Consider the following 24,412-nt stretch of genomic DNA (forward strand, 5'->3'; position numbering starts at 1 on the left):
CCGCCATGCCCAAACCCCACGACCAGAAAACCAACGCGATGCGCGTACTCGATGCTGCCGGCGTCGAGTACATCTCGCGTATCTTCGAATGCCCCGAAGCGCTCAGCGGGGTCGAGGTCGCACGCCTGCTCGACCTCGACCCCGAACGGGTATTCAAAACGCTCGTCACCGAAGGGCGGTCCCGAGAGCATTACGTGTTCATGATCCCCGTCGCCGAAGAGCTCGACTTGAAGAAAGCGGCCGCAGCCGTCGGCGAGAAATCGATCGCCATGATCAAGTCGAAAGAGCTGCTGCCGCTCACCGGCTACATCCACGGGGGATGCTCCCCCATCGGAATGAAGAAGACCTTCGCAACCGTCGTCGACGAAACCGCCATCCTGTTCGACCGCATCGTGTTTTCGGGAGGACGCATCGGAACCCAGATCGAAGTGCCGCTCGGCGACCTCGAGAGCGTAGTCGATCTCACGACGGCCGATCTTACCGTGCGCTAGCACGCAAGCCGGCACATCGCAGCGAACCGCACCGATCTACGCGGCGGTAAAAATCGGACACCTACCAGTGGACGACCACGACGTCGCCGATGCCGAGCATGCCGTAGAGCTCTTGGGCCTTCGCGCTCGGCAGATTCACGCATCCGTGGCTCCCGTAGCCATCGCGGTACATCGTGCCGCCGAACCCGGGCTGCCACCACGCGTCATGCAAGCCAATGACGTTGCCGACGAACGGCATCCAGTACTGGACCACCGTCTTCTTCGGCTCCTTCTTGCCCTCGTAGGTGTTGAGCGTCGTCGGGCTCGCCTTCGTGGTCACATAGTACACGCCCGCAGGCGTTGCCTTCTCGGCATTGGGAACGCCGGTGATGATGGCGGTCTCCCAAATGACGTTGTCGTTGTTGTCGTAGAACCGCGCGTACTGCTCGGAGAGGTCGACATCGACATACCCCGCCCAATCACGCTGACCGGCTCCGGCATAGAATGCCGCACTCTGGAAAACGGGGATCTCCACCTCCCCCGTCTGGCCGCCCGCAACGCCGTCGCGCACAACCGTCAGAAGCGTATCGTGGTCGACCGACCAGCCGTACGTTCCCCCCGCAACCGTAACCACCTTGCCGTCAGGCCGCGTGAACGTGCGCTCGGATCCGACCGTATTGAAACCCGCTGCCAACTCCTCGATCCACGCGATCATGAGCCCCTCGTCAAGCGACGCCTCGAGGTTCTCATCGAACACGATCCAGGAGGATATCTGATCGGGACCGACGGCAGCCGCCTGCGTTCCACCCGTCGTGAGCGTAAAATCGGCCGCCATGAGCGCATTGGCGTCATCGCATGCCGCAGCGAGCGCGGGATCGTCGGAGAGGATCGGCGGCTTCAGCAGAGAATCGGCTCCGACGGTTGCCTTGGGGGCCATCGAAGCCATCGCGCTCCCGACCGCTTCGACCACCGCGTCGGGATCGAGCGCGGTGCCGAGCTTCTCGGGCACAACCTGAAACTTCTTCGCGTCATCGGCATAGCCGACCGTCGCGTCTTCGGGTGGCGTCGCATCTTCGTTGAACGCCTCGACGCGCTGCCTCACGGCTCCGTCGAGAGAAGTTTCGCTGAATTCCGCAGATAGCTTATCGCTTTCGTCGTGATGCTTTTGCAATTCGAACGGCCATGTCCACATATGACCGTCTCCGAGCGCTTTTGCCAATATCTCGTCGCCATCAAGGGTGAGCCCCGCATCCTGCGCCCCAAGCTCGAACGAGAGGCCTTGCCCCTCGACCTTGATACGGTAGTCGGCCAATCCCGCCTGCAGTGTTTCCTGCGCTTCTGCCGTCGTCTGCAAAGATACGTCGAAATCGCCTATGACGGTGTTGGGAAAGAACCGATCGGCAAAGTAGAAGCAACCGGCCGCGTAAGCGATAACGGCGAGGCCCGCGATCGAGCCGAGCAGAATGCCGAACGCTTTGAGCACCTTGCGCCCGCGTTTGCCCGGGCGCTTGCCCGTATCGGCGAGGACAAACGGCTGCTCCTGGATTTGCACGGGAACAGCACCCGGATCGGGCGATATCGTCTCACCGGGCTCCGGGCTTCGGGCGGCAGCCGACGCCCTCCCATCGGCACCGATCTCCACCGGTGGACGAGCGCTCTGCGCCTCGCTTTCGGCTTTCGCCTTCGCAGCATGCCTCCCCTTTGACGCCTTGAGCTTCGCCTTTTTATTCTTATCCATAAGACCTTACTTTTTCAATACGTCAACACTGGCATTCATTGTAACAGGACGGATGCCGTATAAAGCGACGTAATGGGATGTTGCAAGATTTCGTTGACGAGCGTCCCTGTGGGACCAGCGGGCGGTTTGCGCGCCCCGCTCACGGAAAACGGGGCTGCAGGAAGCGGGAAGCTACCGCCCGATCTTGAGTGTGAGCGCGTTCACCGCCACGACCACCGTCGAGAGGCTCATGAGCACGGCGCCGACCGCCGGGCTCAAAACGATGCCGACGGGAGCGAGCACGCCGGCTGCAAGCGGGATGGCAACGATGTTGTATCCAGCGCCCCACCAGAGATTCTGCACGGTCTTTCGCGACGAAGCGACAGCCAGGGAAAGGAAGCGCACAATGTCCCCGGGGTCGCTTCTGACGAGAACGGCATCGGCCGATCCGATGGCAACATCGGTTCCCGCACCGATAGCCAGGCCGACGTCGGCGCGCGCCAAACTCGGGGCGTCGTTGATGCCGTCTCCCACCATAACCACCACATCGCCGGCCTGCTGTCGCTCGCGTACGAGCCTCTCCTTGTCTTGCGGGAGCAGCCCGAAGCGGTACTCGGCGATGCCGAGCTCGGCCGCGACCGCAGACGCGACCTTATCGTTATCGCCGGTCAGCATCACGGGTACAAGGCCCCGCTCCTTGATCTTTCGCACTGCGCTTCCCGCATCGGGTTTGATCTCGTCTCCCTGAGCGACGATGCCGGCGACGGCACCGTCCACCACAAGGTAGCTCACCGTATAGGCACCATCCCGCACGCCGCGAGCCCCATCCGGCTCGTAGGGGATCGAGCGATCTTCGAGATAGCGCGCGTTCACAAGCGCGATCGATGAGCCGCCGGGCAGCGTGGCGCCGATGCCGGAACCCGGGATGGTTTGGACGTCGGGCACCTCCGCCGCCTCGACGCCGCGCGATGCGGCCTCGGCGAGAACACTAGCGGCCAAAGGGTGGGACGACGATGCCTCGAGTCCGGCCATAAGGGAAAGAACCTCGTCATCGGTTCGGCTCGAATCGGACGAAGCCACCTCGATCACCTTGAAATCGCCTTCCGTCAACGTACCGGTTTTATCCATCATGACAACCGTAGCCTTAACTGCGGTTTCCAGCGCTTGGCGCCTTCGGATGAGCAAGCCGTTTTCTGCGGCTACGGACGTTGTGCGCGCCGCGACAAGGGGGATGGCGAGTCCGAGCGCATGCGGACAGGCGATGACGAGCACCGTGACCATGCGCGTAAGCGCCACCCCGAAATCAAGCGTAATGAAGTACCACACGACAAGGGCCGCAAGCCCGACGAGCACTGCAGCGTAGAACAGAGCCCGGGCAACCTTGTCGGCCCTCGCCTCCGTTTTCGTCTTCTCGCTCTGGGCCGACGATACGAGTTCCATAACCTGAGCGAGGTATCCGCTCTCGCCCGTTGCGGAAACCTTGACGAGCACGGTTCCTTCGCCGTTCTGCGATCCGCCGACAACCGCATCGCCCGCAGTCTTCGCAACCGCCCTCGACTCCCCGGTGACGAGCGATTCGTCGACCGTCGTCGAGCCCCGCTCGATCGTTCCATCGGTGGGAACCTTCTCCCCCGCCTTCACCATAACGGTTTGGCCAACCCGAACCTGCGGCAGCTCCGTTTCAACGTAGCTCCCATCGGGCTGGCGGACGTTTGCCTTAGATGGCAGCAGCGCAGCCATTCTCTCAAGAGCATCGCCCGCTCCCGACACCGCGTGCATCTCGATCCAATGCCCGAGCAGCATGATGACGATCAACGTAGCGAGCTCCCAGAAGAAATCCATCACATGCCCGGCAGAACCGTTGAGCAGGTTAGCCGCAAACGCATAGAGGCTGTAAACATAGGCCGAGGTAATGCCGAGCGCGATGAGCGTCATCATCGCGGGCTTTTTCTCACTTAGCTCGCTTGCGGCGCCCGCGAGAAACGGCTTCCCGCCGTAGAAGAACAGTATCGTAGCCAAACCGGCAACGAGCCAGTCGGAGCCGGGAAACGAAATCCGGAACGGAAGATCGATCCCCATCATCGGGGAAAGCGCGAGTACGGGCGCGGCGAGCACCAGGCACACGAAGAAGCGGCGCTTCAGATCGCCCCCGTGCATCGCATGCCCTCCCGTCATGGCACCCATGCCGGCGTGACCGGCCCGCGAGCCGTGCTCACGCGTTCGTTCGTCGCCCGCTTCGGTATTCCCGTTTTTGTCCATACGCCCGCGCACCCCGCCCGTCAGCGGTATTGCGCTTTCTCCTTGCTCGAGGTAAGCCCCACGATCACAAGGTCGATGACCCCCTTCGCGATGAGGAGCAACCCGAGCACGAGCACGAAGGTAACCGTCGTGTCGAAGGGGTTGACGATCACGACCACGCCGCCGATCGCCACAGCGATGCTCACGATGAGCATCCCCAGCCACGATCCGCCGCCGAACCGCCGAAGCTCGAACGAGCGGACGGCGTTCACGATGCCGCTCATCGCAAGCAAGATACCGAGCAGAAGCGAGAAGAAGCCGGCAACGGCCTCAGGGAACACGAACACGATCAAAGCGAGGATCAGCAGGAAGATACCCGTCGCAAGAGCTCCCTGATACCCGGGGCGATCGCTGCGATGCCGGGCGTACGATACGAGCGACGCCGCCCCGGTAATGGCAAGGTATGCCGCAAACAGGTACACGACCGTTACCGTGGTCGCCTGCGGCCATACGGCCAAGAGCAATCCGAACAGTATTGCAAGCACCGCCTGCACGACGATGCTCGATGAGACCGCTTCGACGAACCGTTTCATACCGACTCCTTGTCCGAGTTTCGCATTGCGGCAGACCGTGCGCGGCACCGCTTTCCGAATGCAAGGATAGCATCGGCGGATCAGCAGGAGAAAACCGTTTTGAACCCGTTAGCGAAGAGACTCCTTGCGGACAAATACGTCGCGGACGTCAAAGCCCGCCACCAGCCGAGCCAAGCGAGAATCAGCATGGTAGCCGAGGCGGCGATACAACGCCCGCACGAGAAAGTACGAGGCGAGCGCCCCAAGCGCCCCCGCAAGGATTCCCCCGAGGATATCGGAGGGGTAATGGACCATAAGGTAATTGCGCGACAGGCCCATGAGCACGACGGGAACGAAGCACAGCCACCGCGCCCGGGTTTTCAAACTGAGGAACAGGGCGAACATCGCCGCCATCGTCGCAGTCGTATGCCCCGAGGGGAACGAAAAGCTCGATTCCTCGGTCGCCCCGGTGAAGACCCACCATGCATGGAATAGACCGGCCTCGTCGGCGAAGGGACGCGGACGGGCGACGAAGTTCTTCACCAGCACGTTCGTAATGAGCGCGCCGACGAGAATGGCCACGAACATGCAGATCCCCGCTCGACGCGTTTTCCTGAACAGCATAAGTACGAGGGAAAGCAGAATAAGACCGATGCCGTTTTCAGCAAACAGGCTGATGAAAACGAACGCCGGGGTGAAAAACCAGCCCGCGAGCACCGCCAGTTCGTGCAGGGCCGACAAGATCGCAAGATCGTAGCCCGCAAACGCCGTATTGAGCCATTCGGCCGCCATCGTAAATTCCATACATCGATTCCTTCCGTTTGCGGGCAAGGCGACCGCGATCAGCGCAGGCGCCTTACCGTGTACAGGGCAATCGCAGCCTTCGCCACGAACAGCACGAACAGCAGAGCCGTCGCATACGGCTGCCGCGCTGCCGCAAGCAGCAGGACGGCGAGCACATGGATGGCTGCCGATACGACGAGCATTCCGTTTGCCAAGCGGTTTCCGGCAAGCAACCGAGCGGCGATCTCCGCCGCACCCGCAATAACGAGCGGCAAGACAACGCAGACGAACGAATAACCGAATTGCGTTATGCCGCAGTACTCGACGAGCGAAACGGTTTGGACCATGCCAGCCCGCTCAACGCCGAAGAGAGGAAGCACGAACAGCAGACCGGCGGCGAGATCGAGTGCGCCGGCGGCGATGCCGAACATGCCGGCAGCACGCTCGCGCGACTCGCTTTCGGCGATGTCGACTATCTCCGCCCCCGAAAGCAGTTCGTCAACCGAAACGTCGAACAGCGCAGCAATATCCACAAGCGTATCGAGCCCAGGGTATCCCCCGCCCGTCTCCCATTTCGAAACGGCGGTTCTCGACACATAGAGCTTTTCGGCAAGCCGCTCCTGCGTGAGCCCGCTTCTCCTTCTCAAGCTTTGCAACGTTTCGCTGAATTTCTTTCGCTTTTCCATGCGCCCATTATGCCCGAGCGCGCCAATAGCGCAAGACACGATTCGTGTCGTCGCGATGACCTGCGATTTTTATCGTTTGAATGCGAGATGCGCGCTTTCAGAAATTAAGCACTGCGTAGCTTGCACAATATGAAACGGCGAGCACGATGCAGATGGGCGTGTACAGGATAAGGTTCCAGCGATGGAATATATCCCTCGGCTTGCGCCGCGTAACCGACCAAACCGCGCCCGCCAGGCCGCGGAGGGAGAACGCGGTGATCCCGAAAACCAGACCGATGTCGACCAACGGACGAGAAAGAGGAATCTCGACGATTCCCAATGCCGCAAGGGGAAGCACGGCGGCGGCAAAGAACACCAACGCCGTCGCAAGGATGACGGGTTTTGAGATTTTGATCCTATCGCCGTTTCTGTCGGCTTGGATGTAGCGATCCGTTCCGGCTTTTCCGCCGAAAAGCCAGTACACGTGGAATCCGGTTATGACGAATAAGATCACCGATCCTACGATGCCGAGATAGTAGATGACAGCTCCCTCGTCGAAATAGAATGCATTCCCTTTTATGACCACTATAGAGCATCGTCGCCTGTCTAAAGCGCGTCGTCCGGTTTATCCGACGAGCGGCGCATCGAGTCAACCGAAAGACTCCAATCAAAGGATATCGGTAAAAGAAAAAGCCGTTCGATCTGCAGCTTTACACAGATCGAACGGCTGAGGAAATTGGTGGAGGCGCGGAGAATCGAACTCCGGTCCATACTAAATCGTCCATGAGGCCCTACAAGCTTAGTCAACGTTTAAGATTCGGAACCGCTCTGCTCGTTGACGAACTAAACGATTCCTAGCCGGTTCGATCTTAGCTTGGACCATACCGACCACGTGTCCAAGAGCGTTCCCCTCAGATGATGCCAAACCCAGGGTCGGGGAAATCCCTAGGCCGACAGCCAAGCGCGATTAAGCAGCCATGGCGAGCGCCGGAGCGCTCTGAGTTTTGGTTTTGCCAATTAAATTGACGGTACCCCTGTTTAACGTGGCGAGGAGACCACGACCTGCTCCTCATTTCAAACTTACCATGTCGAAACCAGTCGCCCCCGTAAACAGTGCACGCACGTCGCGCTGCGACGATGCCGCATGGGTCGATGGCCCCACCTTTTCAATGTGCAACCCGCATACGAACCGCTGCACCCAGCAGCCCGAAGCAGGACTCTACATTCTAACGCGCAAGCGCGTATTCAGCAAGCAAAGTCTATTTCTTCAAAACGCTCTTGAAATCGAACGCCGATTTAATGTCGTCGAATGCACCCTTGAGCTCCGTTGCAACGGCGACGCCGTCCTTGTAGATGGAGTTGATATCGCTCGTAGCTTGGGCGACGCCCTCTTTGGTGATTCCAAGATCGAACTCGTTGTCGTCCTCGTCCTCGCCTTCTTCCTCGTCGTCCTCGACGTAGAAGTACTCGACCTCGTTGCCGTCTTCGTCGAGCATCGTAAAGCCGATCTCGTTGCCGTCTTCGTCGAGCAGGTAGCTTTCGATATCGTCCTCGTCTATCTCAAGTTCGACCTCGATGTACTCCTCCTCGTCCTCCTCTTCTTCCTCTTCAAGGTCTTCCAGATCGACAACCCCGAATCCGATGTTGGGCGCAGGCGCACCATCGATATCGGCCTCATCGTTCTCGAAATCCTTGTACACGTCCTCGAGGTTCTCCTCTTCGGCATCCGCACCCAAAGCGGTGTCTTCGAACTCGTCTTCTATTTCAAGATCGGACTCGTCTTCGGCAGCAATGCCTTCCGTTTCCACGCCGTCTTCCAACACTTCGAGCTCTTCATCCAAATCCATTGCTGCTCCTATCCGTGTCGCATACCGCGACGCTCGCTTTACCGACTGCGTTCCTTGAGCGCACGTTCGATTTCCCGACGCGAATCCCGCGCCGCCATGCTCGCCCGTTTATCGTAGAGCTTCTTGCCGCGGGCAACGGCTATCTCGACTTTTACCAGCGCGTTTTTTGCAAAGTACATCTTAAGCGGCACTACAGCCATGCCTTTTTCCTTCACCGCTTCGTGCAGCTGCCTGATTTCCTTCTTGTGAAGCAGGAGCTTGCGCTTGCGATCGGGGTCGACGTTGTTGATGTTCCCGTTCGCAAACGGCGAGATATGCAGGTTGTGCAGCCACGCCTCGCCGTTCCTGATCATGATGAAGGCATCGGTGAGCTGGCAGTTGTTATCGCGCAGCGAGCGGACTTCGGTTCCTTTGAGCTCGATGCCCGCCTCAAAGCGGTCGAGCACCTCGTATTCATGGAACGCCCGCTTGTTCTTAGCGATTATGGTTTCTTCGTTCTTCATTCGTCCGTTCCCGCTTCGGCTTGCGCGGCGGCTTTTTCGCCCGCGCCTGTTGCCCCATCGTCGACTTCGCTCGTGCTCGACATGCCCGGGACGAACGAGACGTCCTCGTCGAGATCGAGTACGAAGCGAACGATGAGCCTCACGGTTGCCTCGAGATCGGCAAGCGCAACGACCTCGGTGGGCGTATGCATGTAGCGCAGAGGCGCCGAGACGAGCCCCGTCGCTTTGCCACCGCGCGAAATCTGAATGGCACGGGCATCGGTTCCCGTCACACCGGGCTCCGCTTCGATCTGGTACGGTATCCCCTCGGCTTTTGCAGCGGCGATCAAGCGGCCGAACACAACGGGGTTGATGTTCGGGCCGCGCGCGATCACAGGGCCTTGGCCGCACACGATGTTGCCGTGCTTGGTCTTGTCGATACCGGGGTAATCGGTTGCATGGGTCACATCGAACGCCAGGCCCACATCGGGATGCACGCCGTAGGCGGACGTCTCTCCCCCGCGCACGCCGATCTCCTCCTGCACGGTCGCGGCGGCGATGAAATCCCCTTGAGCGCGCCCGGCGGCGGCAAGCTCCTCGAGCACGCGAACCGCCACCCACACACCCGCTTTATCGTCGAATGCGCGAGAGACGGCCATGCCTTTGCCGAAGCGCTCGAAGCCGACGCCGTAGGTGATGGAATCGCCGATTCGCACACGCTTCTTGACAGCCTTCGCAGGCATGCCGAGATCGATCACCAGCTTGTCTATGGGCGTAACGTTTTTGCGTTCGTCGGGAACGATGAGATGAATGGGCTTGCGGCCGACCACGCCTCGCAACACCCCGCCTTCGGTATGCACGTCTACACGCATGCCGGGCAGGATGGCGGCGTCCACGCCGCCGATGGCCGCAACGCTCAGGTAGCCTTCATCGCTGATGTAGGTGACCATGAGTCCCACTTCGTCCATATGGGCGGCGAGCATCACCGAGGGGCCTTCGCCCGTACCCTTGAGCGTGGCGTGCACCGAACCGAGCACGTTCGTCTCGATTTCGTCGGCCGAATCGGCAAGGCGCTCGCGCACAACCGAGGCGACGTCCTCTTCCGATCCGGTCGGCGAAGGCGTTTCGAGCATGCGCTTGAGAAACTTGAGGTCTTTCTTCTTCATTGCAGATACTCCTTATGCGTACGAACCCGCTCGACGGGCATCCCGTGCATGAGACACGGTTCCGCGCACAACGGGAAATCATCTTGTTCGGGCACATTATACCGTTTCGAGCAAGGGGGTGCCGCATCGTTTAACGGCCAGCAAGACAAGCGTTGCTTTACGCACACAACGGACGCCCGTAACGCATGGGCGGCGGGCATCCTACTCCTTCACCACAATGCCGAGCTTGCGGGCAACCGAAGCGGCTTGATACGGATCCATGATGCACCCGTCGAGCTCGCGCATGGTGTCCGAAACGAGGAATCCCGCGATATCGTTGTCTGACAGATCAACGTCGCGCAAACTCGTCCTGAAGAAATCGACGTTCGCCAGCTTGGATCCGGCTATCTCGAATCGTTTCATCTCGGCTTCCGAAATGGACGCCTGCGAAAAATCGCAGCCGGCAAACGAACAGCAATCGAATCCGCCGCGCGAGAAGCTCGCATACTGGAACGTCGATTCGCCCGCCGATACGTGCTTGAATACAGCTTCGGAGAAGTCGGCGCCAACGAACCGACACGACGAAAACGTACAGCGGAGAAAGTACGACGAGGAGAAATCGGCATTCGAGAAATCGCATTGCTCGAATGCGACGTCCTCGAACGTGGCATTGGAAAAGTCCGAGGCTAGAAACGAGCACCTCAGAAGGCGCGACGCCGAAAGCTCGAGGCGTGCGAGATCGGCATCCTCCACGAACTGGCCTTCGACGATAAGCGCAAATACCGGACGCTCCGCCTCGCGATCCTCGGCCGTAGCCTCGACGAGATCGGCCAGGCTGGTCAGGTCTTCGGCTATACGGGGCGCATCGGGCACGGGGTATCCTTCTTTCGGACTCAGTCAATGAGGCGGATTTCCATAGTAGCGCATGGCGCGCGGCTATGGCGGCGGTCGGAAAAACATGCACGCCGACCACAGATGCACAGCGAAAAAACGCCCGCGCAACCCAACGGCTGCACGGGCGTTTCGAACGGGAGAAACCGCTGCTACACCATGAGCTTCGCGACTGCTTGGGCGTATTCCACCGGATCGTCGATGGGCATACCCTCGACGAGCAGAGCCTGGTTGTAGAGGATATCGGTGTAGAGCCTCACCTTGTCTGCATCGCCTGCATCCTGAGCCGCCTTGAGCGTCTCGAAGATCGGGTGCTCGGCGTTCACTTCGAGCACGCGCTCCGATTTCACGTCATCGTTGCCCGGCGCGCCGGAAAGCACGCGCTCCATCTCAAGCGAGATCGGGCCCTCGGCGGTAAGCGCTACGGGCGATCCGGAAAGACGGGTGGACACGGCCACTTTCGCCACCTTGTCGCCGAGCGCCTCCTTCATAGCCGAGAACAGATCCTCGTTCTCCTTGGCAACCGCCTCGGCAGCCTCCTTCTCCTCCTCGGTCTCGAGGCCGAGATTGCCGCCCGCGACGTTCTTGAGCGGATAAGCGGTCAGCGAATCGGGATCGTCGGCATCGGCCACCGCGAAATCGGCCATAGCCGTCATGCAGAACTCGTCGACGTCCTCGGTACACAGCAGCACGTCGTAGCCCTTGTCGAGCACCGTCGACACGATGGGCATCTTCGCCAAGCGTTCGACCGAATCGCCCGCCGCGTAGAAGATCGATTCCTGGCCTTCGGGCATGGCGCTCGCGTACTCGTCGAGCGTGATCATCTTATCCTGCTTGGCGGAATAGAACAGCAGCAGGTCGGCGAGCTCGTCCTTCTTCATGCCGTAGCTCGAATAGATGCCGTACTTAATGCCGCGCCCGAAGTTCTCGAAGAACTTCTCGTAACCCTCGCGATCGGTATCGCGCATGTCGGCCAAATCGGATTTGATCTTCTTCTCGATACGCTTGGCGATGGCGCGCAGCTGGCTGTTGTGCTGCAGCGTCTCGCGTGAAATGTTGAGCGTGAGATCCTGGCTGTCCACGACGCCGCGGACGAAGTTGAAGTAATCGGGAACGAGTTCTTCGCATTTCTCCATGATGAGCACGTTCGAGCTGTAAAGAGCGAGGCCCTTCTTGTAATCCTTGCTGTACAGATCGAACGGCACGCGCCCCGGCACGAATAACAGGGCATCGTAGGAGAACGAGCCCTCCGCATGCACGGTGATCGTGCGAACCGGATCGGAGAAATCATGGAAGTCGGATTTGTAGAACTCGTTGTACTCCTCTTGCGTGACCTCGGACTTCGGGCGCTTCCAGATGGGAATCATCGAGTTGATGGTATCGAGTTCGCGGTAGTGCTCGAACTCGGGCTTGTAGTCGTCGTCGGCATCCTCGGGCTTGGGAAGCTCGCGGGTTTTCTCCACCTCCATCTGCACGGGATAGCGCACGTAGTTGCTATAGCGCTTGATGAGGCTTTTCAGCTTGTACTCGCTCAGATAGCTGTCGTAGTTCTCCTCGTCGGTATCCTCTTTGAGCGTGAGGATAACGTCGGTGCCGTGGCTTGCGCGTTCGGCTTCCTTGACCGTGTAGCCCTCGACGCCGTCGCTTTCCCACGAATAGGCCGCATCCGCTCCGTAAGCGCGCGAAACCACCTTCACCTTGCTCGCCACCATGAACGCCGAGTAGAACCCGACGCCGAACTGCCCGATGATATCGATATCCTCACCCTGGGTCTCGGCGTTCTCCGATTTGAACTCGAGGCTGTCGGAGTGGGCGATCGTACCGAGGTTGCGATCGAGATCGTCTTTGTCCATGCCGATGCCGTTGTCGGAAACGGTGATCGTCCGGGCGTCCTTGTCGAAGGAGACGAGGATTGCCAGGTCGTCTTTCGAAATCTCGACTTTGGAGTCGGTCAGGCTTTTAAAGTAGAGCTTGTCGACCGCGTCCGAAGCGTTCGAGATAAGCTCCCGCAGGAAAATCTCCCTGTTCGTGTAGATCGAGTTGATCATGAGGTCGAGCAGTTTCTTGCTCTCAGTCTTGAACTTGCGCATACCGATTACCTTCCTTACGGATACTATTCATAACTATGAGCGGCAGTTTTAGCAGTCTCAGTGTTCGAGTGCCAACATGTGATTGTAATATCGCAGAAAAGAATGTCAAGACCAGAGCGCCTCCTTGTGCACAAATGGTCGAATAAAGCTCACTCGCCGCTCGGGCGGCCGAATGCGGAATCAATCGGCAAGTCGAGCGCGCCCGCGCGGCCGCTCGCCGCCTCCTCGGTTCTCTAACCAGCGCATGGCGATGGCGGCAGCGAGCGCCGAACCCTGCGGAAACACGCTTTCATCGAAGACAACATGGGGGCTATGCACGGGATAGGCGCATCCCTCTTCGGCAGACCCCGCCCCGAGCACGAAGTAGCTCGTCGGCACCGCCTGCGAGATGACGCTCATGTCATCCGATCCGGGAAGGGGCTTTTCGAGCAGCTCGACTTCCGCGATGGCCTCGCCTTCGATGTAGCCGACGAGCTCTTCGGTAAGCGCCGGATCGTTGTACACGCTCGGCACCCCGCGGAGGAACAGCACCTTCGCCGTGCCGCCGAACCCCTCGGCGATCCGCTCGGCAATCGCAGCGGTGCGCTTCTTCATGCGATCGCGCGTTTTCTCCGAGACGGTGCGCAAAGTTCCGAGCATGTGCACGCTGTCGGGAATGATGTTGGCCGCCGATCCGCCGTGAATCGACCCGAAGGTGAGCACGCACTGCTCGGTAGGGTCGACCTCGCGCGCGATCAGGTTTTCGAGCGCGAGAAAAACATGAGCCGCGATGTTGATGGGGTCGATGCCGTGCTGGGGCTGGGAGCCGTGGCATCCCTTCCCGACTATTTCGATGTCGACGTCGTCAACCGACGAGAACGCAGCACCGAACCGCGTGTACACGCGTCCGCGCGCGTAGTCGACGGTCATAAGGTGGATGGCCGCCGCTGCCTCGACGGGCGGATTCTCGAGCACGCCCGCCGCAAGCATCGCCCCGCTCCCCGTGACCTCGTCGGGAGCCGTTCCCTCCTCATCGGGTTGAAACATCAGCTTCACGCAACCTTTAAGCTCCGCCTCGTGGTTCTTAAGGATGCGGGCAACGCCGAGGAGCATCGCCGTATGGGCGTCGTGCCCGCAAGCATGCATGTTCCCGTTGGCCGAAGCGAACGGCACGTCGGCTTCTTCGCGCAAAGGAAGCGCGTCCATGTCGGCCCGCAGCATGAAGCACGGCCCTTCGACGTTTCCCACATGGGCAACGATTCCGCCGGGGATTATCTCGCACGGCTCGCAGCCGATCTCGCGCAAACGGCTCGCAACGTACGCCGTCGTTTCAGGAAGGTCGAAGCCGGTTTCCGGATGCCGGTGCAGCCAGCGGCGATCGGCGACGATGTCGTCCCGCAAAGCTTCGGCTTCTTCGATGTACCCCAATTCGCCCATGGTAGCCGCTCCTGTCTTGCATCGCGCATAACTGCATTTTTCAAACCATTGTCCGACACGAAAGCCCCTGCAGGCAAGTTACAGGTCGGGTACAATACGGCTTGAGGCAGAAAGGAACCGCATGGCGCAGCGCACGACAGACCGTCCCGATCGACCGACGATATTCGTCGATGCCGACGCCTGCCCGGTAACGGCCGAAGCGATCGCAGTTGCCCGAAAGCATGCCCTGCCGGCGGTTATCGCGGGCAATTCGACGCAGAACCTGGCCCGGCACATCCGCCGTAGCGATCCGCGGGAAGACTCGGGCGGCTTCTGGGTTGACACGCTCGCGGTCGGCGTCGGAGCCGATTCGGCCGATTTCGCCATTGTCGAGCGCCTTTCTCCCGGAGACATCGTCGTCACCCAGGACATCGGCCTTGCCGCCATGGTGCTCGGGCGCAAAGCGAGCGCCATCGGCGTGCGCGGACGCGTTTACTCGCTTGCAACCATCGATATGGACATGGAAATACGCCATCAGGAGAAGAAGATACGCCGCCAAGGCGGACGGACGAGGGGACCCGCCGCATTCACCGACGAAGACCGCGAGCATTTCGCCGCGAACCTCGATCGGCTGGTGCGCGAAGCTATTCCCCGCCGAACCCCTTGATGTTGTTGAACGCCTCGCCGAACGCGCTCGGGGCGATCACGAGGCCGCCCTTCTCCTTGACGCTCTCGTAGATGAGGTTCATCGTACGCAGCTGCATGGCCTTATCGTTCTGGTCGTACACGGCAGCCGCGTCGACGAACATCTCGGAGATGTCCTTCTCGATTTCAGCCAGCAAAAGCCGCGCATTGCGCTCGCGCTCCGCCTGGGCCTCCTTCGACATGGCGTCCTGCAGCTCTTTCGGTATGGCGATATCCCTGATCTCCACCGACACCACCGTGATGCCCCAGGTGCGCGTTTTCGCGTCGAGGATCTCCTTGATCTCGTTGTCGAGCTGCTCGCGCCTGGTCGCGACCTCCGCGAGGTTGATGCGCCCGATCGCGTCGCGCAGGGCGGTCTGGGCGGCCCACCAGATGGCCGAAGAGTAGTCTTCGACCTCCACGCATGCGTCTTTCGGGTTCCACACGAGCCAGAACAGCACCGCGTCGATGTCGAGCGGCACGAGATCGGCCGTCAGCGCTTCTTCGGCCGTGAACGGCGTCGTGATGATGCGCTGGTCGACGTGGGCCGCGGCGTGCTCGACGATCGGTATGAGAAAGTACAGGCCCGGCCCGGCTATGCGGTTGAACTTGCCGAGCCGCAGCACCACGACGCGCTCCCACTGGGGCGCGATGCGAACGCTCGAAGCAAGCACGAAGCCGACGACGATGCCGACGATGATGGCGGGAACCGAAAGGTTCCCCCAAAACGCCGCGAGCACCGCCGCCAGCCCGATAAGGAAGATGGTCAGAGAGAACAGGTACACGCCGTTGCGCGACGTCTTCTTCCCCTTCGGCCCGTTGTTTTTCGTTGCGGGATTCTGTTGGGCACCAGCCCTGTCTTCCCGTCTTCCGTTTCTATTGCGCACCGCTACCCCTTTCCTGATGCACCGAAACTCCGCGAGCTCAAAGCCCTTTCGGACCCTCGAGCTTTTCGATCTCGGTTCTCACCAGATCGATGATGTCCTCGGGCTCCATCCCCTTGCCGAGGGCGTTCTGAACGAAATCGGCGGCAAGCGCCTCCATCTCCCCGTCGTCAGGAGAATATTCGATCGAGGTGACATCGGAGACGAACGTCCCCTTGCCACGCTTCGTGAATATGAAACCGTCGCGCTCGAGATCCTGATACACCTTGTTGATGGTGTTGTAGTTGACCCCCAGGCGCACGGAGAGATCGCGCACCGAGGGCAGCCGCTCGTCGGCCTTGTACTTGCCCGAGGTGATGAGGTAGATGATCCTTTTGCGAATCTGTATCCATATGGGCACAACGCTGCGTTCGTCCACCTGGAACGTACCCATCGCGTCGCTTGCGACATCCCTATCGATCGCGTCTTCACTCATGATCACCATAGTATCATTAATCGAACTGGCATCACGCCATCACCCATCATCCCCAAAAAGCAACCGCACTCATGTCGATCGCGCTGAATCTCACCGCCGCAAGCAGCAGGGCGTAGCGCAGGCACAAGCCGCCGACCGACACGCAGCCGGCTCCGACGACGAGCGTGAACAGATCCGCTCCCCTCAGATGGGAAACCTCGAGTGCGATAGGGGCCGCAACGCCCACCGCGACCACGCCGAGCCAGAACAGCCCCGCCTGATCACCGCTTATCAAAGCCCATGCCGAATCGACGGCTGCCTCGCCCGAACCCAGCGAAACCGCAAGCAGCGCACCGAGCGCGGCCACCTCGATCCCGAGCAGCACCAGATCGATCCGCGCACAGCTCGAAAGGCCCTCAGAGACGTCTTCGTGGTCGCGCAAGACGAACCCGAAGATCAAAAGCAGCGCCATGCCCGTCGACAGCGCCGACGCGACGAAGAGCACGGGTACGATCGGATTGTGCAAAAACGGCACCGAGGGGAACGTGGACAGGTACACGCCCGAGTACAGGATCACGCAGCAAGCGGCAAGCGTCGCAAGCCCGTGCAGCACCGCTTCCACGACCCGCGAAACCGTGGTTTCCACCAAGCCGCCGACGAGCAGCGCGGCGATCGAGCATACGCAGAACAGGGCGATAGCCCATGAGCCGAGCGTCAGCAAACTCGTCGAGGGAGTGAAAAACACCTGAAAGGCCCGTTCGGGAGAACCGAGGTCTGCAAGGAGGAACACCGCTCCGAGCACCACCGTCGCAGGTCCCAGGATAAGGCCCCCGTCCGTTACCGCGCCGACGCGCTCCAGCCGGGGATCGTCGCTGAACCTCAGCAGAATATCGACGACCGCGCCGATCAAGAAGGCGCCGCCGCCCATACCGGCGAGAAACAGATACCATGCGATGAAGGAATTGACCACAGCGCCACCCGAAACGCCGCTTTATGCGGCGAGCGCCGCAAGATAGGCGCGGTCGGACTCAAGGCAATCCTCCGTCAAGACGGCAACGCCCCGATAGAACGGCGTACGTGCGCGCTTCAACACATCGGCGCACAAATCGGGTACCCAGGCAAGCAGATGGTCGGCGAGGAATTCCCTCTGCTTCGACAGGCATCGTTGCGCCTCGGGCTCGTCGCCCGACCGCAAGGCGTCGATGGTTTTCTGGCACATGTGAGCCATGAAAGCGAATTCGAAGGCAACATGGTCTTCGGGCAGCCTCAGGTCTTTCACCACGGCGATGTCCTCGGCCCGGTATTCCCCGAGCACCTGATCGCGCGGCTCCTGCATGAGGATATGCAAATCGCTTACGTATACCGACTCGTAGGGGGCCACCGGAGACGGGCTCATCCCCAAGAATATCCGCGCGTATTCTGACGCGAGGTCTACCCGCACCTCTTCCAGATCGGCGCGAGCCAGCGAATCGACGAAGCTCCCGAGCTCGCCTTCGAGCTCGATTCGGCTGTCCCGCAGGCCCTCGAGGAACTCGAAGCTCATCTCGTTGAGGTACGCTGCGGACAGAAACTCGAAAACCGCTTTGCGCGTGGCGGTGTCTTCGAGCAGCTCGGTGTTTTCACGCGTTACGTCATCCATAATCGTTCCCCTCGTTCACTCGTTCGCTGGCTGGGTTTCTGCGGATGCGATGTATACCGACGGAGCCGTATCGCCGCCCATCCGCTTGCCGCCCTTCCTGGCGGCAAGCGCTTCCATCTCGCCGAGATCCCCGAAATGAAGCGCCCTCGTCGGGCACGTGTTGACGCACCGGGGCGCCTCATCGGTTCTGCGCCCCAAGCTCAAACACCCGTCGCACTTGTCCATGATCTTCTTATCTCCGTAGCGCGGTACGTCGAAAGGGCAGGCGAGCGCGCAGCTTCGGCATCCGATGCACTTCGCTTTATCGACAACGACCAGGCCGTCTTCATCGCGCTTCGACAGCGCTCCCACCGGGCAGACGCCGACGCATGCGGGATGCTCGCAATGCATGCACGAGAGCGATGTGAACCTGCGCTTCACATCGGGAAACGTGCCCGTGCACTCCTCGTGCACCGTTCGGCGCATGAAGGTTCCCGCTTTCATCTGGTGCCACTGCTGGCAAGCGACCTCGCAGGAGTAACACTTTATGCATCTCGTCGTATCGACGAAGAACCCGTACTGTCTCACAACCATCCCGCCATCCCCCGAGCCGTTCAAGCGGCGCCTTGCCAAACTCCCGCAAGCCGCCGCCGAACGGCTTCGGGCCAACGATCATCGATTGCCTCCATGATATCGCAGCCCAAGGTTTAAAGCACTCGCATCGTCGCGCTTACCCGCGCGCCAATCGCCGCCTATGCGTCGTAAGCCACGTACACCGACGGTACGGTTCCGCCTTCCAGCTGGCTTCCGCCCTTCTCCTTCGCAAGCGCCGCCATATCCGCAAGCTTGCCGAAGTGGAGCGCCTTGGTCGGGCACGTGTTGACGCAGCGGGGCATCTCGTCGGCCTCCCTGCTCAGCGACAGGCAGCCGTCGCACTTGTCCATGACAACGCCGCCGCCCTCGAGCTCGATGAACTCGGGAACGTCGAACGGGCAGGCGGTCGCGCACGTTTTATCGCCCGTGCACTTCGCCTTGTCCACGACCACAAGCCCGTCTTCCTCCCGCTTGCTGATGGCGCCCTGCGGACAGGATGCCACGCACAGGGGGCTCTCGCAATGCATGCACGAGAGCGACGTGAACCTGCGCTTCACATCGGGAAACGTGCCCGTGCATTCCTCTTGGACCGTCCTGCGGTGGACCGTATCGGCCTTGATGCCGTGCCATTGCTGGCAGGCGACCTCGCAAGCATAGCATTTGATGCAACGCGTCGAATCGACGAAGAATCCGTATTGCTCTGCCATCGCTTACTCCCCCCCTTCCAGTTTGCTGATCTTAACGAGCGTTTGCTTGGCCATGCCGGCATGGAAGGGATCGAAGTTCTCGACCGTCGCGTCGTAGAGGGCATTCACTTCGCTACCGCCGTCGAAGCAATCGTAGCCGGGCTCGCCGAGCTCCTCGCATTCCTGCCACCAACCTCGCTTGCCCATGATTACTTCGGGAGAGATCCCCTCGAAGTACTCGGCCACCATTTTTATCCATCCATGGGGCGACTCGATCCTCATCCAATCGCCGTCCTCGATGCCGTACTTCTTAGCGGTCGCGGGATTGATTTTCACCCACGGCTTGCGGTTGCGCTCGCGCAGATACGGCAAACTCGAAAAATAGCTGTGTACGCTGAGGCGATGCGCATGGACGTCCGTGAAAATAAGCGGATACTCGTCGGCAAGCTCAGGCGTTTCGGAAAGGCCTTCGGGGGGACCGACGTATTCGGGCAAGAAGGTCAGCTCGCCGTCTTCGCGGTTGTTCGGCTTGCCGCCGATCAGCTCGTTGTACAGCTGAACCTTGCCGTTCGGCAGCCCCTTGAACAACTTCTCGTAATTCTGATATTCCGGCTCCGACGCCCTCGCCCCATCGGTACGCTCGACGAAAACGTAGCCCTTCTCGCGAAGCTCTTCGAGTTCAAAACCCGACCCTTCAAGCTGTTCGCGCAGGCACCCATCGAAATCGCCGTCCCAGAAATCGGCCTCCCAACCCATTTTCACAGCAAGATCGCAGTAGAACTGCCAATCGGATCGGGATTCGCCAAGCGGCTCGACAACCTGCTGCTCTATGCAGATGAACGTGCCTTCTTCCATATTGCGCGTTCCGATTTGGGCGCTCGCCTCATAGCGGGTGCAAGCGGGGAACACATAGTCCGCATAGTTGCACGAGGGGTTCCAATGGGTATCCATGACGTAGAAAAGATCGAGCTTTTTGAGCGCTTCGGCAATGATCTGCGGTTGCCGCGTTTGCGATAGGGGATTCGTATTGTGCGCAAAAACGCTCTTCAACGGGTAAGGCTTCTCCGTCAGAATCGACTGCAGCCCCCCGTTGTAGGCCGACGAGGGTTCCTTCGGCCATAGATCGAGCGCCTCATCATCGGGGTTTTGATACCAACGAGGAAATTCGGGAGCGACAAGCTTCGAACGGCTCGCAGCCCAACCGTTTTCAGTATCTTCGTCATAGACGGGCAGACGATCTTTGAGCGTCTTGATCTTACCAACCTCGAACAACGCCTCGGGCATCTTCATACCCGCACCGCCGCCACCGGGAACATCAAGATTACCGGTGATCGCGGCTATCATGTTGATGCAGCAGCACAACCAGTTTCCGTCGTTAGACTGATCGCCCGCGCTGTTGCCGTACATGAGCCCCATCGGCTTAACGGTGCCGATCTTCTGGGATATTCGCGTGATCTGCTCTTCCGATATGCCGGTTATGGGAGCGGCCCACGACGGCGGGAACTGTTTCACATGGTCGGCGAATTTATCAAAGCCATTACACCAGGTTTCGCAAAACTCGTGATCGTAAAGATCTTCCTCCACCAAAACATTGAGAATGGCGAGGGCGAGGGCGAGATCGGTTCCAGGCCGCACCGGCACCCATTCCGCAGCATGAGCCGCAAGCGGATCGAGCATCGGACGAATGTCGATAAACTCGAGTCCTTCTTCCATCGCATCGAATCGCCGTACGGGATTCGCGCGGTCGTTCGTGTTGTTTACATCGGCATTTTCGCCGTTGACACCCCAGTTGACAAGCAGCTTCGTCTTTTTAAGCTGCACAGGATAGGGGTTGGCCGACGTGCCGAGCGTGATGTAGCGACTCGAGGTGATCTGCTCCTGGCAGATGGCGCTGTGCAGGTAGTTCGGGCTGCCGTATACGTTCAGGAAGCGACGTCCCACCGAGTTGACGGTGCTGCCGCCCTGCGGAGAAAGCGCCGCATAGGTCCACGGTCCGTACTTCTCCCTGTTTTCGAGCAATCGGGCAGCCAAACCCTCAAGAGCCTCATCCCACGTGCACCGCTCGAACTTGCCTTCCCCTTTTTCACCGACGCGTTTCATGGGGTATTCGATACGGGTCGGATCGTACACGGTTTGCATCGCCGTATTTCCCTTGGCGCAGAGGGTCTTGCACCCATATCCCCAGTTATTCCCTGCTTCAGGGTTGCCTTCGACAAACGCGAATTTGCCGTCCTTAACGTAGTTTTTCGTCGCACAGATCGTCTTGCACGAACCGCACATGTAGCACCACGAATACTTGACTTCAAGCGCGTCGATGTCGATGACCTCATCCTGCTGAGCCTGAGATTGCTGCTCTTTTTCTTCTTCAAGCGCCTTCGGAGCGCAACCGCTCACCAAAGCAAGCGCCCCAAGGGCAGCTGCACCTTCAAAGAACCTTCGTCTCGTAAGATTAAGCCCCATGCCTCCTCCTTTACCTCATGCAAAGCTCCTCCGAGGAGATGTTCCGGTCTCGATCGACCAACGTAATGGCGATCTAGATCAAACTCCCCCATTTGATCAGATTCGGCCGAATCATTGGATTCATAGTATCATAGTCTACTATGTCACTCAATCATTTAAATTATCCTAAATCAAGCATCATAAAAGCAAGGCTGCATTATCGCTGATCAGAGAGCCACTCATCCAGTACGATTTCAAACGGAGACTCACGCGCTGCATCCAAAAGCCGCAGCTTCTGCGACCGCGTCAACTGCTTGAACCGGTATTCCGCACTCATCGCCTCGTTCTTCGTGGCGAACGCGGCGCAGGCGACGAGCTTCACCGGAAGGCGCGAGCGCGTGTACTTTGCCCCCCTCCCCTCGTTATGGGTGGCAACGCGCTGCTCGACGTCGGCAGCATATCCCGTATACAAAGTCCCATCGGCGCATTCGAGCACATACATGTAATGGCTCGGCTCCCGCGCGGGTGCAGCATCGTTCAAACAGACTCCTCTCATCGAACCGATACTAGCATACGGCGAGCATCAGCACCTTTTCAGAGAAGCAAAAAGGAGCCGCATCGTCTCCGACGCGGCTCCCGTCCGGCCTTCTTTCGAAAGGCAAGCGCCCAGGCGGCCTACCCTAGGCAACGTCCTCGGCAAGCACCGTGCCGAGCAGCAGACCCGAACCCGCTGCGGGAACGATGTCCTCGGTGCCGGCAGTGCATCCAGCGGCGTACAGGTTGGGGATGGGGTTTCCGTCTCCGTCGAGAACCTCCATGCGATCGCTCACCGTCAGGCCGCCGCAGCTCTTGTAGCGTACGGGAACGTTGCGCAGGAAGTAGTACGGGGGAACGAGCTTCTGCAGGAAGAGGGTCTTTCCGAACTCGGGGTCTTCCTGGTTGTCGCAGATGGTATCCCAGTTGTCGAAGGCTGCCTGCACGGTTTCGAGCGCAAGGCCCATCTTCTCGGCGAGCTCTTCGATGGAGTCCGCGCTCTGGATGGCGTCGCCCGCATGGGCGATGACCTCCTGGTCGATGCCGTTTTGAGCTGTGCCGTCCCAAATGCTGTACCACTCGTTGTAGCCCGCAGCCAAGCATCCGGTAGCGGCATTGTGCACGGCGGTTTCGCAGTAGAAGCGCTTTCCGTTGGGCAGAAGAGCGATCAACGGATAGAACGTGGCAAGCATGTGACCCGCCTCGTAGAGGGGATTGAGGTTGCTCGATGCCATCATGCCCGAGAGCGTACCGCCCGCAGCAACGCCTGCTGCGATGGTGTCGCCCTTGCGGCCGGAAACGATATTGCCGACGAACGCCCACTCGGGTGCGTACTTCACCATCCATTCTTGGTTGGAGATGTAGCCGCCGCCCGCCAGCACCACGGCCTTTGCCTTGATGTCGACGACCGAACCGTCCTTCGAGATGAAGCGCCCGCCTGCAATGGTGCCGTTCTCGTCGGTGATGAGGGTTTTGAAGGTGGTCTCGAACAGGTACTCGGCACCCGCCTCGGTAACCTTTTCGTTCATGAGCTCGAACTCGTCTTTCATGGTGCACAGACCGTTTTTGGGGAAGAACGCCTGATGATACGGGCTCTCGCGCAACTCCTGGAACTCGTAGCCCCAATCGTAGTGCATGGTATCGATGAACTTGCCACCCCATTTCTGAAGCAGGACGGTACGCTCGAGACCAGCCTCGTTGCCTTCGTAGTAGGGGGCGAACTTCTCGCGGATCTCGTCTTCGCTCGAGTACTTGTCGGGGCGCTCCTCCTTCGTAAGCTCGGCCGTAGTGCACATCTGACACGCTGCGGAATAGATTGCGTCTCCGCCGTAGGTTCCGTTCTGCTCGACGATGAGAACGCTCTTGCCCGCTTTTGCGGGATCGATGGAGGCGAGCATGCCCGAAATGCCGGCACCCACGATAAGAACGTCGACCTCTTTGCTGAAGTTCACGTTCGCATCGCCGATAGCCATGGCGGATGCCGCAGGTGCGGATCCCCCGTCCTTCGCGGAAGCGCTCTCGGAAGAGCATCCGACGGCAACGCCTCCCGCGATGGCTGCCAGGGCACCGGCGGTACCGAGTGCGCAGAATTGACGACGATTGATATTCATCCTGTTCTCCTTATCTTCATGTGTCTTATCCCCTCAGCTTTCCCTTTTGTATGATGAAAGCTGCGTCGGCCGTTCATCCTCGGCAGTCCACAGCGAAACCGAATCCGAACTTTGCATGCGAACCGCGGGGGGTAGCGCACGTACAAAAATCACGTCTACTTCGCCTGGGCAAGTGCCGCCTCAACGGCTTTCATGACGCCGCCGGAAGTCATGGTTGCACCGGAAACGCCATCGATATCGGCGGACTGCGCCTCTTCGATCTGCGCTTTGAACGTGCCGTCTTCAATGGCCTCCTTGCCGCCGACGCCTTCGGTTTCGGACGGCCCGGTCAGTTCGTCAACGGTGATGACGCCATCGGCAACGGTAAGCGTCACGTTGATGGGACCGTGCATGCCTTTGCCTTCGCCTTGGTACGTGCCGTCCTTGTAATCTTTTTTTGCGGCCTCCTGCTTGGAATCGCCAGCCGCCGCGTTGGCGCTTTGGCTCGATTCGACGCCCGCTTCCGGTTGCTCGGCTTTCGCATCCGTACCGGCACTGCACCCGGCGAGCATGGGGCTCACCGACATCGCCAAGCAGCACGCGGCAACGGCAATCTGCCTCTTCATATCCATCAT

The 24,412-nt window shown here is 59.9% G+C and carries 24 protein-coding genes and 1 other RNA gene; 2 read left to right on the forward strand and 23 right to left on the reverse strand.

Annotation, left to right across the window (positions count from 1 at the left end):
- The first annotated feature begins 5 nt into the window (after positions 1-5).
- Positions 6-491: a Cys-tRNA(Pro) deacylase gene (ybaK, locus tag MWL89_RS09760; protein ID WP_244385882.1), complete on the forward strand. Its 486-nt coding sequence runs from the start codon at positions 6-8 to the stop codon at positions 489-491.
- A 61-nt stretch (positions 492-552) separates the two neighbouring features.
- On the opposite strand, the gene MWL89_RS09765 is transcribed toward ybaK, so the two are convergent.
- The 13 genes from MWL89_RS09765 to MWL89_RS09825 all read right to left on the reverse strand — a co-directional run bounded on the left by MWL89_RS09765 (position 553) and on the right by MWL89_RS09825 (position 14,316).
- On the reverse strand, positions 553-2,208 hold the full coding sequence (locus MWL89_RS09765) for a L,D-transpeptidase family protein (RefSeq protein WP_244385883.1): 1,656 nt from the start codon (positions 2,206-2,208) through the stop codon (positions 553-555).
- Between the two features lie 171 nt (positions 2,209-2,379).
- Positions 2,380-4,446, reverse strand: a complete 2,067-nt coding sequence (locus tag MWL89_RS09770; RefSeq protein WP_244385884.1) for a copper-translocating P-type ATPase — start codon at positions 4,444-4,446, stop codon at positions 2,380-2,382.
- Between the two features lie 20 nt (positions 4,447-4,466).
- Positions 4,467-5,018, reverse strand: a complete 552-nt coding sequence (locus MWL89_RS09775) for an HdeD family acid-resistance protein (RefSeq protein ID WP_102377873.1) — start codon at positions 5,016-5,018, stop codon at positions 4,467-4,469.
- Between the two features lie 108 nt (positions 5,019-5,126).
- Positions 5,127-5,801: a phosphatase PAP2 family protein gene (locus tag MWL89_RS09780; protein WP_244385885.1), complete on the reverse strand. Its 675-nt coding sequence runs from the start codon at positions 5,799-5,801 to the stop codon at positions 5,127-5,129.
- A 38-nt stretch (positions 5,802-5,839) separates the two neighbouring features.
- Complete coding sequence (locus MWL89_RS09785) at positions 5,840-6,466, reverse strand: helix-turn-helix domain-containing protein (RefSeq protein ID WP_244385886.1); 627 nt, start codon at positions 6,464-6,466, stop codon at positions 5,840-5,842.
- Between the two features lie 97 nt (positions 6,467-6,563).
- The gene (locus MWL89_RS09790; protein WP_244385887.1) at positions 6,564-7,031 is read right to left on the reverse strand and encodes a DUF3995 domain-containing protein; all 468 of its coding nucleotides are present in this window, start codon (positions 7,029-7,031) and stop codon (positions 6,564-6,566) included.
- Between the two features lie 151 nt (positions 7,032-7,182).
- Positions 7,183-7,551, reverse strand: a transfer-messenger RNA (tmRNA) gene (ssrA, locus tag MWL89_RS09795).
- A gap of 153 nt (positions 7,552-7,704) precedes the next feature.
- The gene (locus tag MWL89_RS09800; protein WP_244385888.1) at positions 7,705-8,292 is read right to left on the reverse strand and encodes a hypothetical protein; all 588 of its coding nucleotides are present in this window, start codon (positions 8,290-8,292) and stop codon (positions 7,705-7,707) included.
- Positions 8,293-8,330: 38 nt separating this feature from the next.
- Positions 8,331-8,795 carry an SsrA-binding protein SmpB gene (gene smpB / locus MWL89_RS09805; RefSeq protein ID WP_102377860.1) on the reverse strand — a complete coding sequence of 155 codons (465 nt, stop codon included), beginning with the start codon at positions 8,793-8,795 and terminating at the stop codon, positions 8,331-8,333.
- A complete protein-coding gene (locus MWL89_RS09810; protein ID WP_244385889.1) occupies positions 8,792-9,940 on the reverse strand; it encodes a M42 family metallopeptidase in 1,149 nt (382 codons plus the stop codon). Before MWL89_RS09810 ends, smpB begins: the two co-directional genes overlap by 4 nt.
- Positions 9,941-10,141: 201 nt before the next feature.
- Complete coding sequence (locus MWL89_RS09815; protein WP_244385890.1) at positions 10,142-10,792, reverse strand: pentapeptide repeat-containing protein; 651 nt, start codon at positions 10,790-10,792, stop codon at positions 10,142-10,144.
- A 170-nt stretch (positions 10,793-10,962) separates the two neighbouring features.
- Positions 10,963-12,900, reverse strand: coding sequence for a molecular chaperone HtpG (gene htpG / locus MWL89_RS09820; protein ID WP_244385891.1), 1,938 nt, complete (start codon positions 12,898-12,900; stop codon positions 10,963-10,965).
- Positions 12,901-13,080: 180 nt separating this feature from the next.
- Positions 13,081-14,316 (reverse strand): M20 metallopeptidase family protein, encoded by a 1,236-nt coding sequence (locus MWL89_RS09825; protein WP_244385892.1) that lies wholly within the window; start codon positions 14,314-14,316, stop codon positions 13,081-13,083.
- Between the two features lie 121 nt (positions 14,317-14,437).
- On the opposite strand from MWL89_RS09825, the gene MWL89_RS09830 reads away from it, so the two are divergent.
- Positions 14,438-14,962 (forward strand): YaiI/YqxD family protein, encoded by a 525-nt coding sequence (locus MWL89_RS09830; protein WP_244385893.1) that lies wholly within the window; start codon positions 14,438-14,440, stop codon positions 14,960-14,962.
- On the opposite strand, the gene MWL89_RS09835 is transcribed toward MWL89_RS09830, so the two are convergent.
- The 10 genes from MWL89_RS09835 to MWL89_RS09880 all read right to left on the reverse strand — a co-directional run bounded on the left by MWL89_RS09835 (position 14,940) and on the right by MWL89_RS09880 (position 24,403).
- Entirely contained in the window at positions 14,940-15,866 is a 927-nt protein-coding gene (locus MWL89_RS09835; protein WP_102377854.1) for a slipin family protein, read from the reverse strand. The genes MWL89_RS09830 and MWL89_RS09835 overlap by 23 nt on opposite strands.
- Positions 15,867-15,903: 37 nt before the next feature.
- Positions 15,904-16,338 carry a GntR family transcriptional regulator gene (locus tag MWL89_RS09840; protein WP_244385894.1) on the reverse strand — a complete coding sequence of 145 codons (435 nt, stop codon included), beginning with the start codon at positions 16,336-16,338 and terminating at the stop codon, positions 15,904-15,906.
- Positions 16,339-16,384: 46 nt separating this feature from the next.
- Positions 16,385-17,287: an NrfD/PsrC family molybdoenzyme membrane anchor subunit gene (nrfD, locus tag MWL89_RS09845; RefSeq protein ID WP_244385895.1), complete on the reverse strand. Its 903-nt coding sequence runs from the start codon at positions 17,285-17,287 to the stop codon at positions 16,385-16,387.
- A 21-nt stretch (positions 17,288-17,308) separates the two neighbouring features.
- The gene (locus MWL89_RS09850; protein WP_244385896.1) at positions 17,309-17,956 is read right to left on the reverse strand and encodes a TorD/DmsD family molecular chaperone; all 648 of its coding nucleotides are present in this window, start codon (positions 17,954-17,956) and stop codon (positions 17,309-17,311) included.
- Between the two features lie 15 nt (positions 17,957-17,971).
- Positions 17,972-18,529, reverse strand: coding sequence for a 4Fe-4S dicluster domain-containing protein (locus tag MWL89_RS09855; RefSeq protein ID WP_244385897.1), 558 nt, complete (start codon positions 18,527-18,529; stop codon positions 17,972-17,974).
- A 158-nt stretch (positions 18,530-18,687) separates the two neighbouring features.
- Positions 18,688-19,236: a 4Fe-4S dicluster domain-containing protein gene (locus MWL89_RS09860; RefSeq protein ID WP_102377850.1), complete on the reverse strand. Its 549-nt coding sequence runs from the start codon at positions 19,234-19,236 to the stop codon at positions 18,688-18,690.
- 3 nt (positions 19,237-19,239) lie between these two features.
- Positions 19,240-21,675: a molybdopterin-containing oxidoreductase family protein gene (locus MWL89_RS09865; protein WP_244385898.1), complete on the reverse strand. Its 2,436-nt coding sequence runs from the start codon at positions 21,673-21,675 to the stop codon at positions 19,240-19,242.
- A gap of 196 nt (positions 21,676-21,871) precedes the next feature.
- Positions 21,872-22,195, reverse strand: a complete 324-nt coding sequence (locus MWL89_RS09870; protein WP_244385899.1) for a GIY-YIG nuclease family protein — start codon at positions 22,193-22,195, stop codon at positions 21,872-21,874.
- Between the two features lie 139 nt (positions 22,196-22,334).
- Positions 22,335-23,798 (reverse strand): FAD-binding protein, encoded by a 1,464-nt coding sequence (locus tag MWL89_RS09875; protein ID WP_102377849.1) that lies wholly within the window; start codon positions 23,796-23,798, stop codon positions 22,335-22,337.
- A 155-nt stretch (positions 23,799-23,953) separates the two neighbouring features.
- A complete protein-coding gene (locus tag MWL89_RS09880) occupies positions 23,954-24,403 on the reverse strand; it encodes an FMN-binding protein (protein WP_244385900.1) in 450 nt (149 codons plus the stop codon).
- Positions 24,404-24,412: the final 9 nt, after the last annotated feature.

Origin of the sequence: Raoultibacter timonensis, assembly GCF_022845715.1 — a bacterium.
GTDB lineage: Bacteria > Actinomycetota > Coriobacteriia > Coriobacteriales > Eggerthellaceae > Raoultibacter > Raoultibacter timonensis.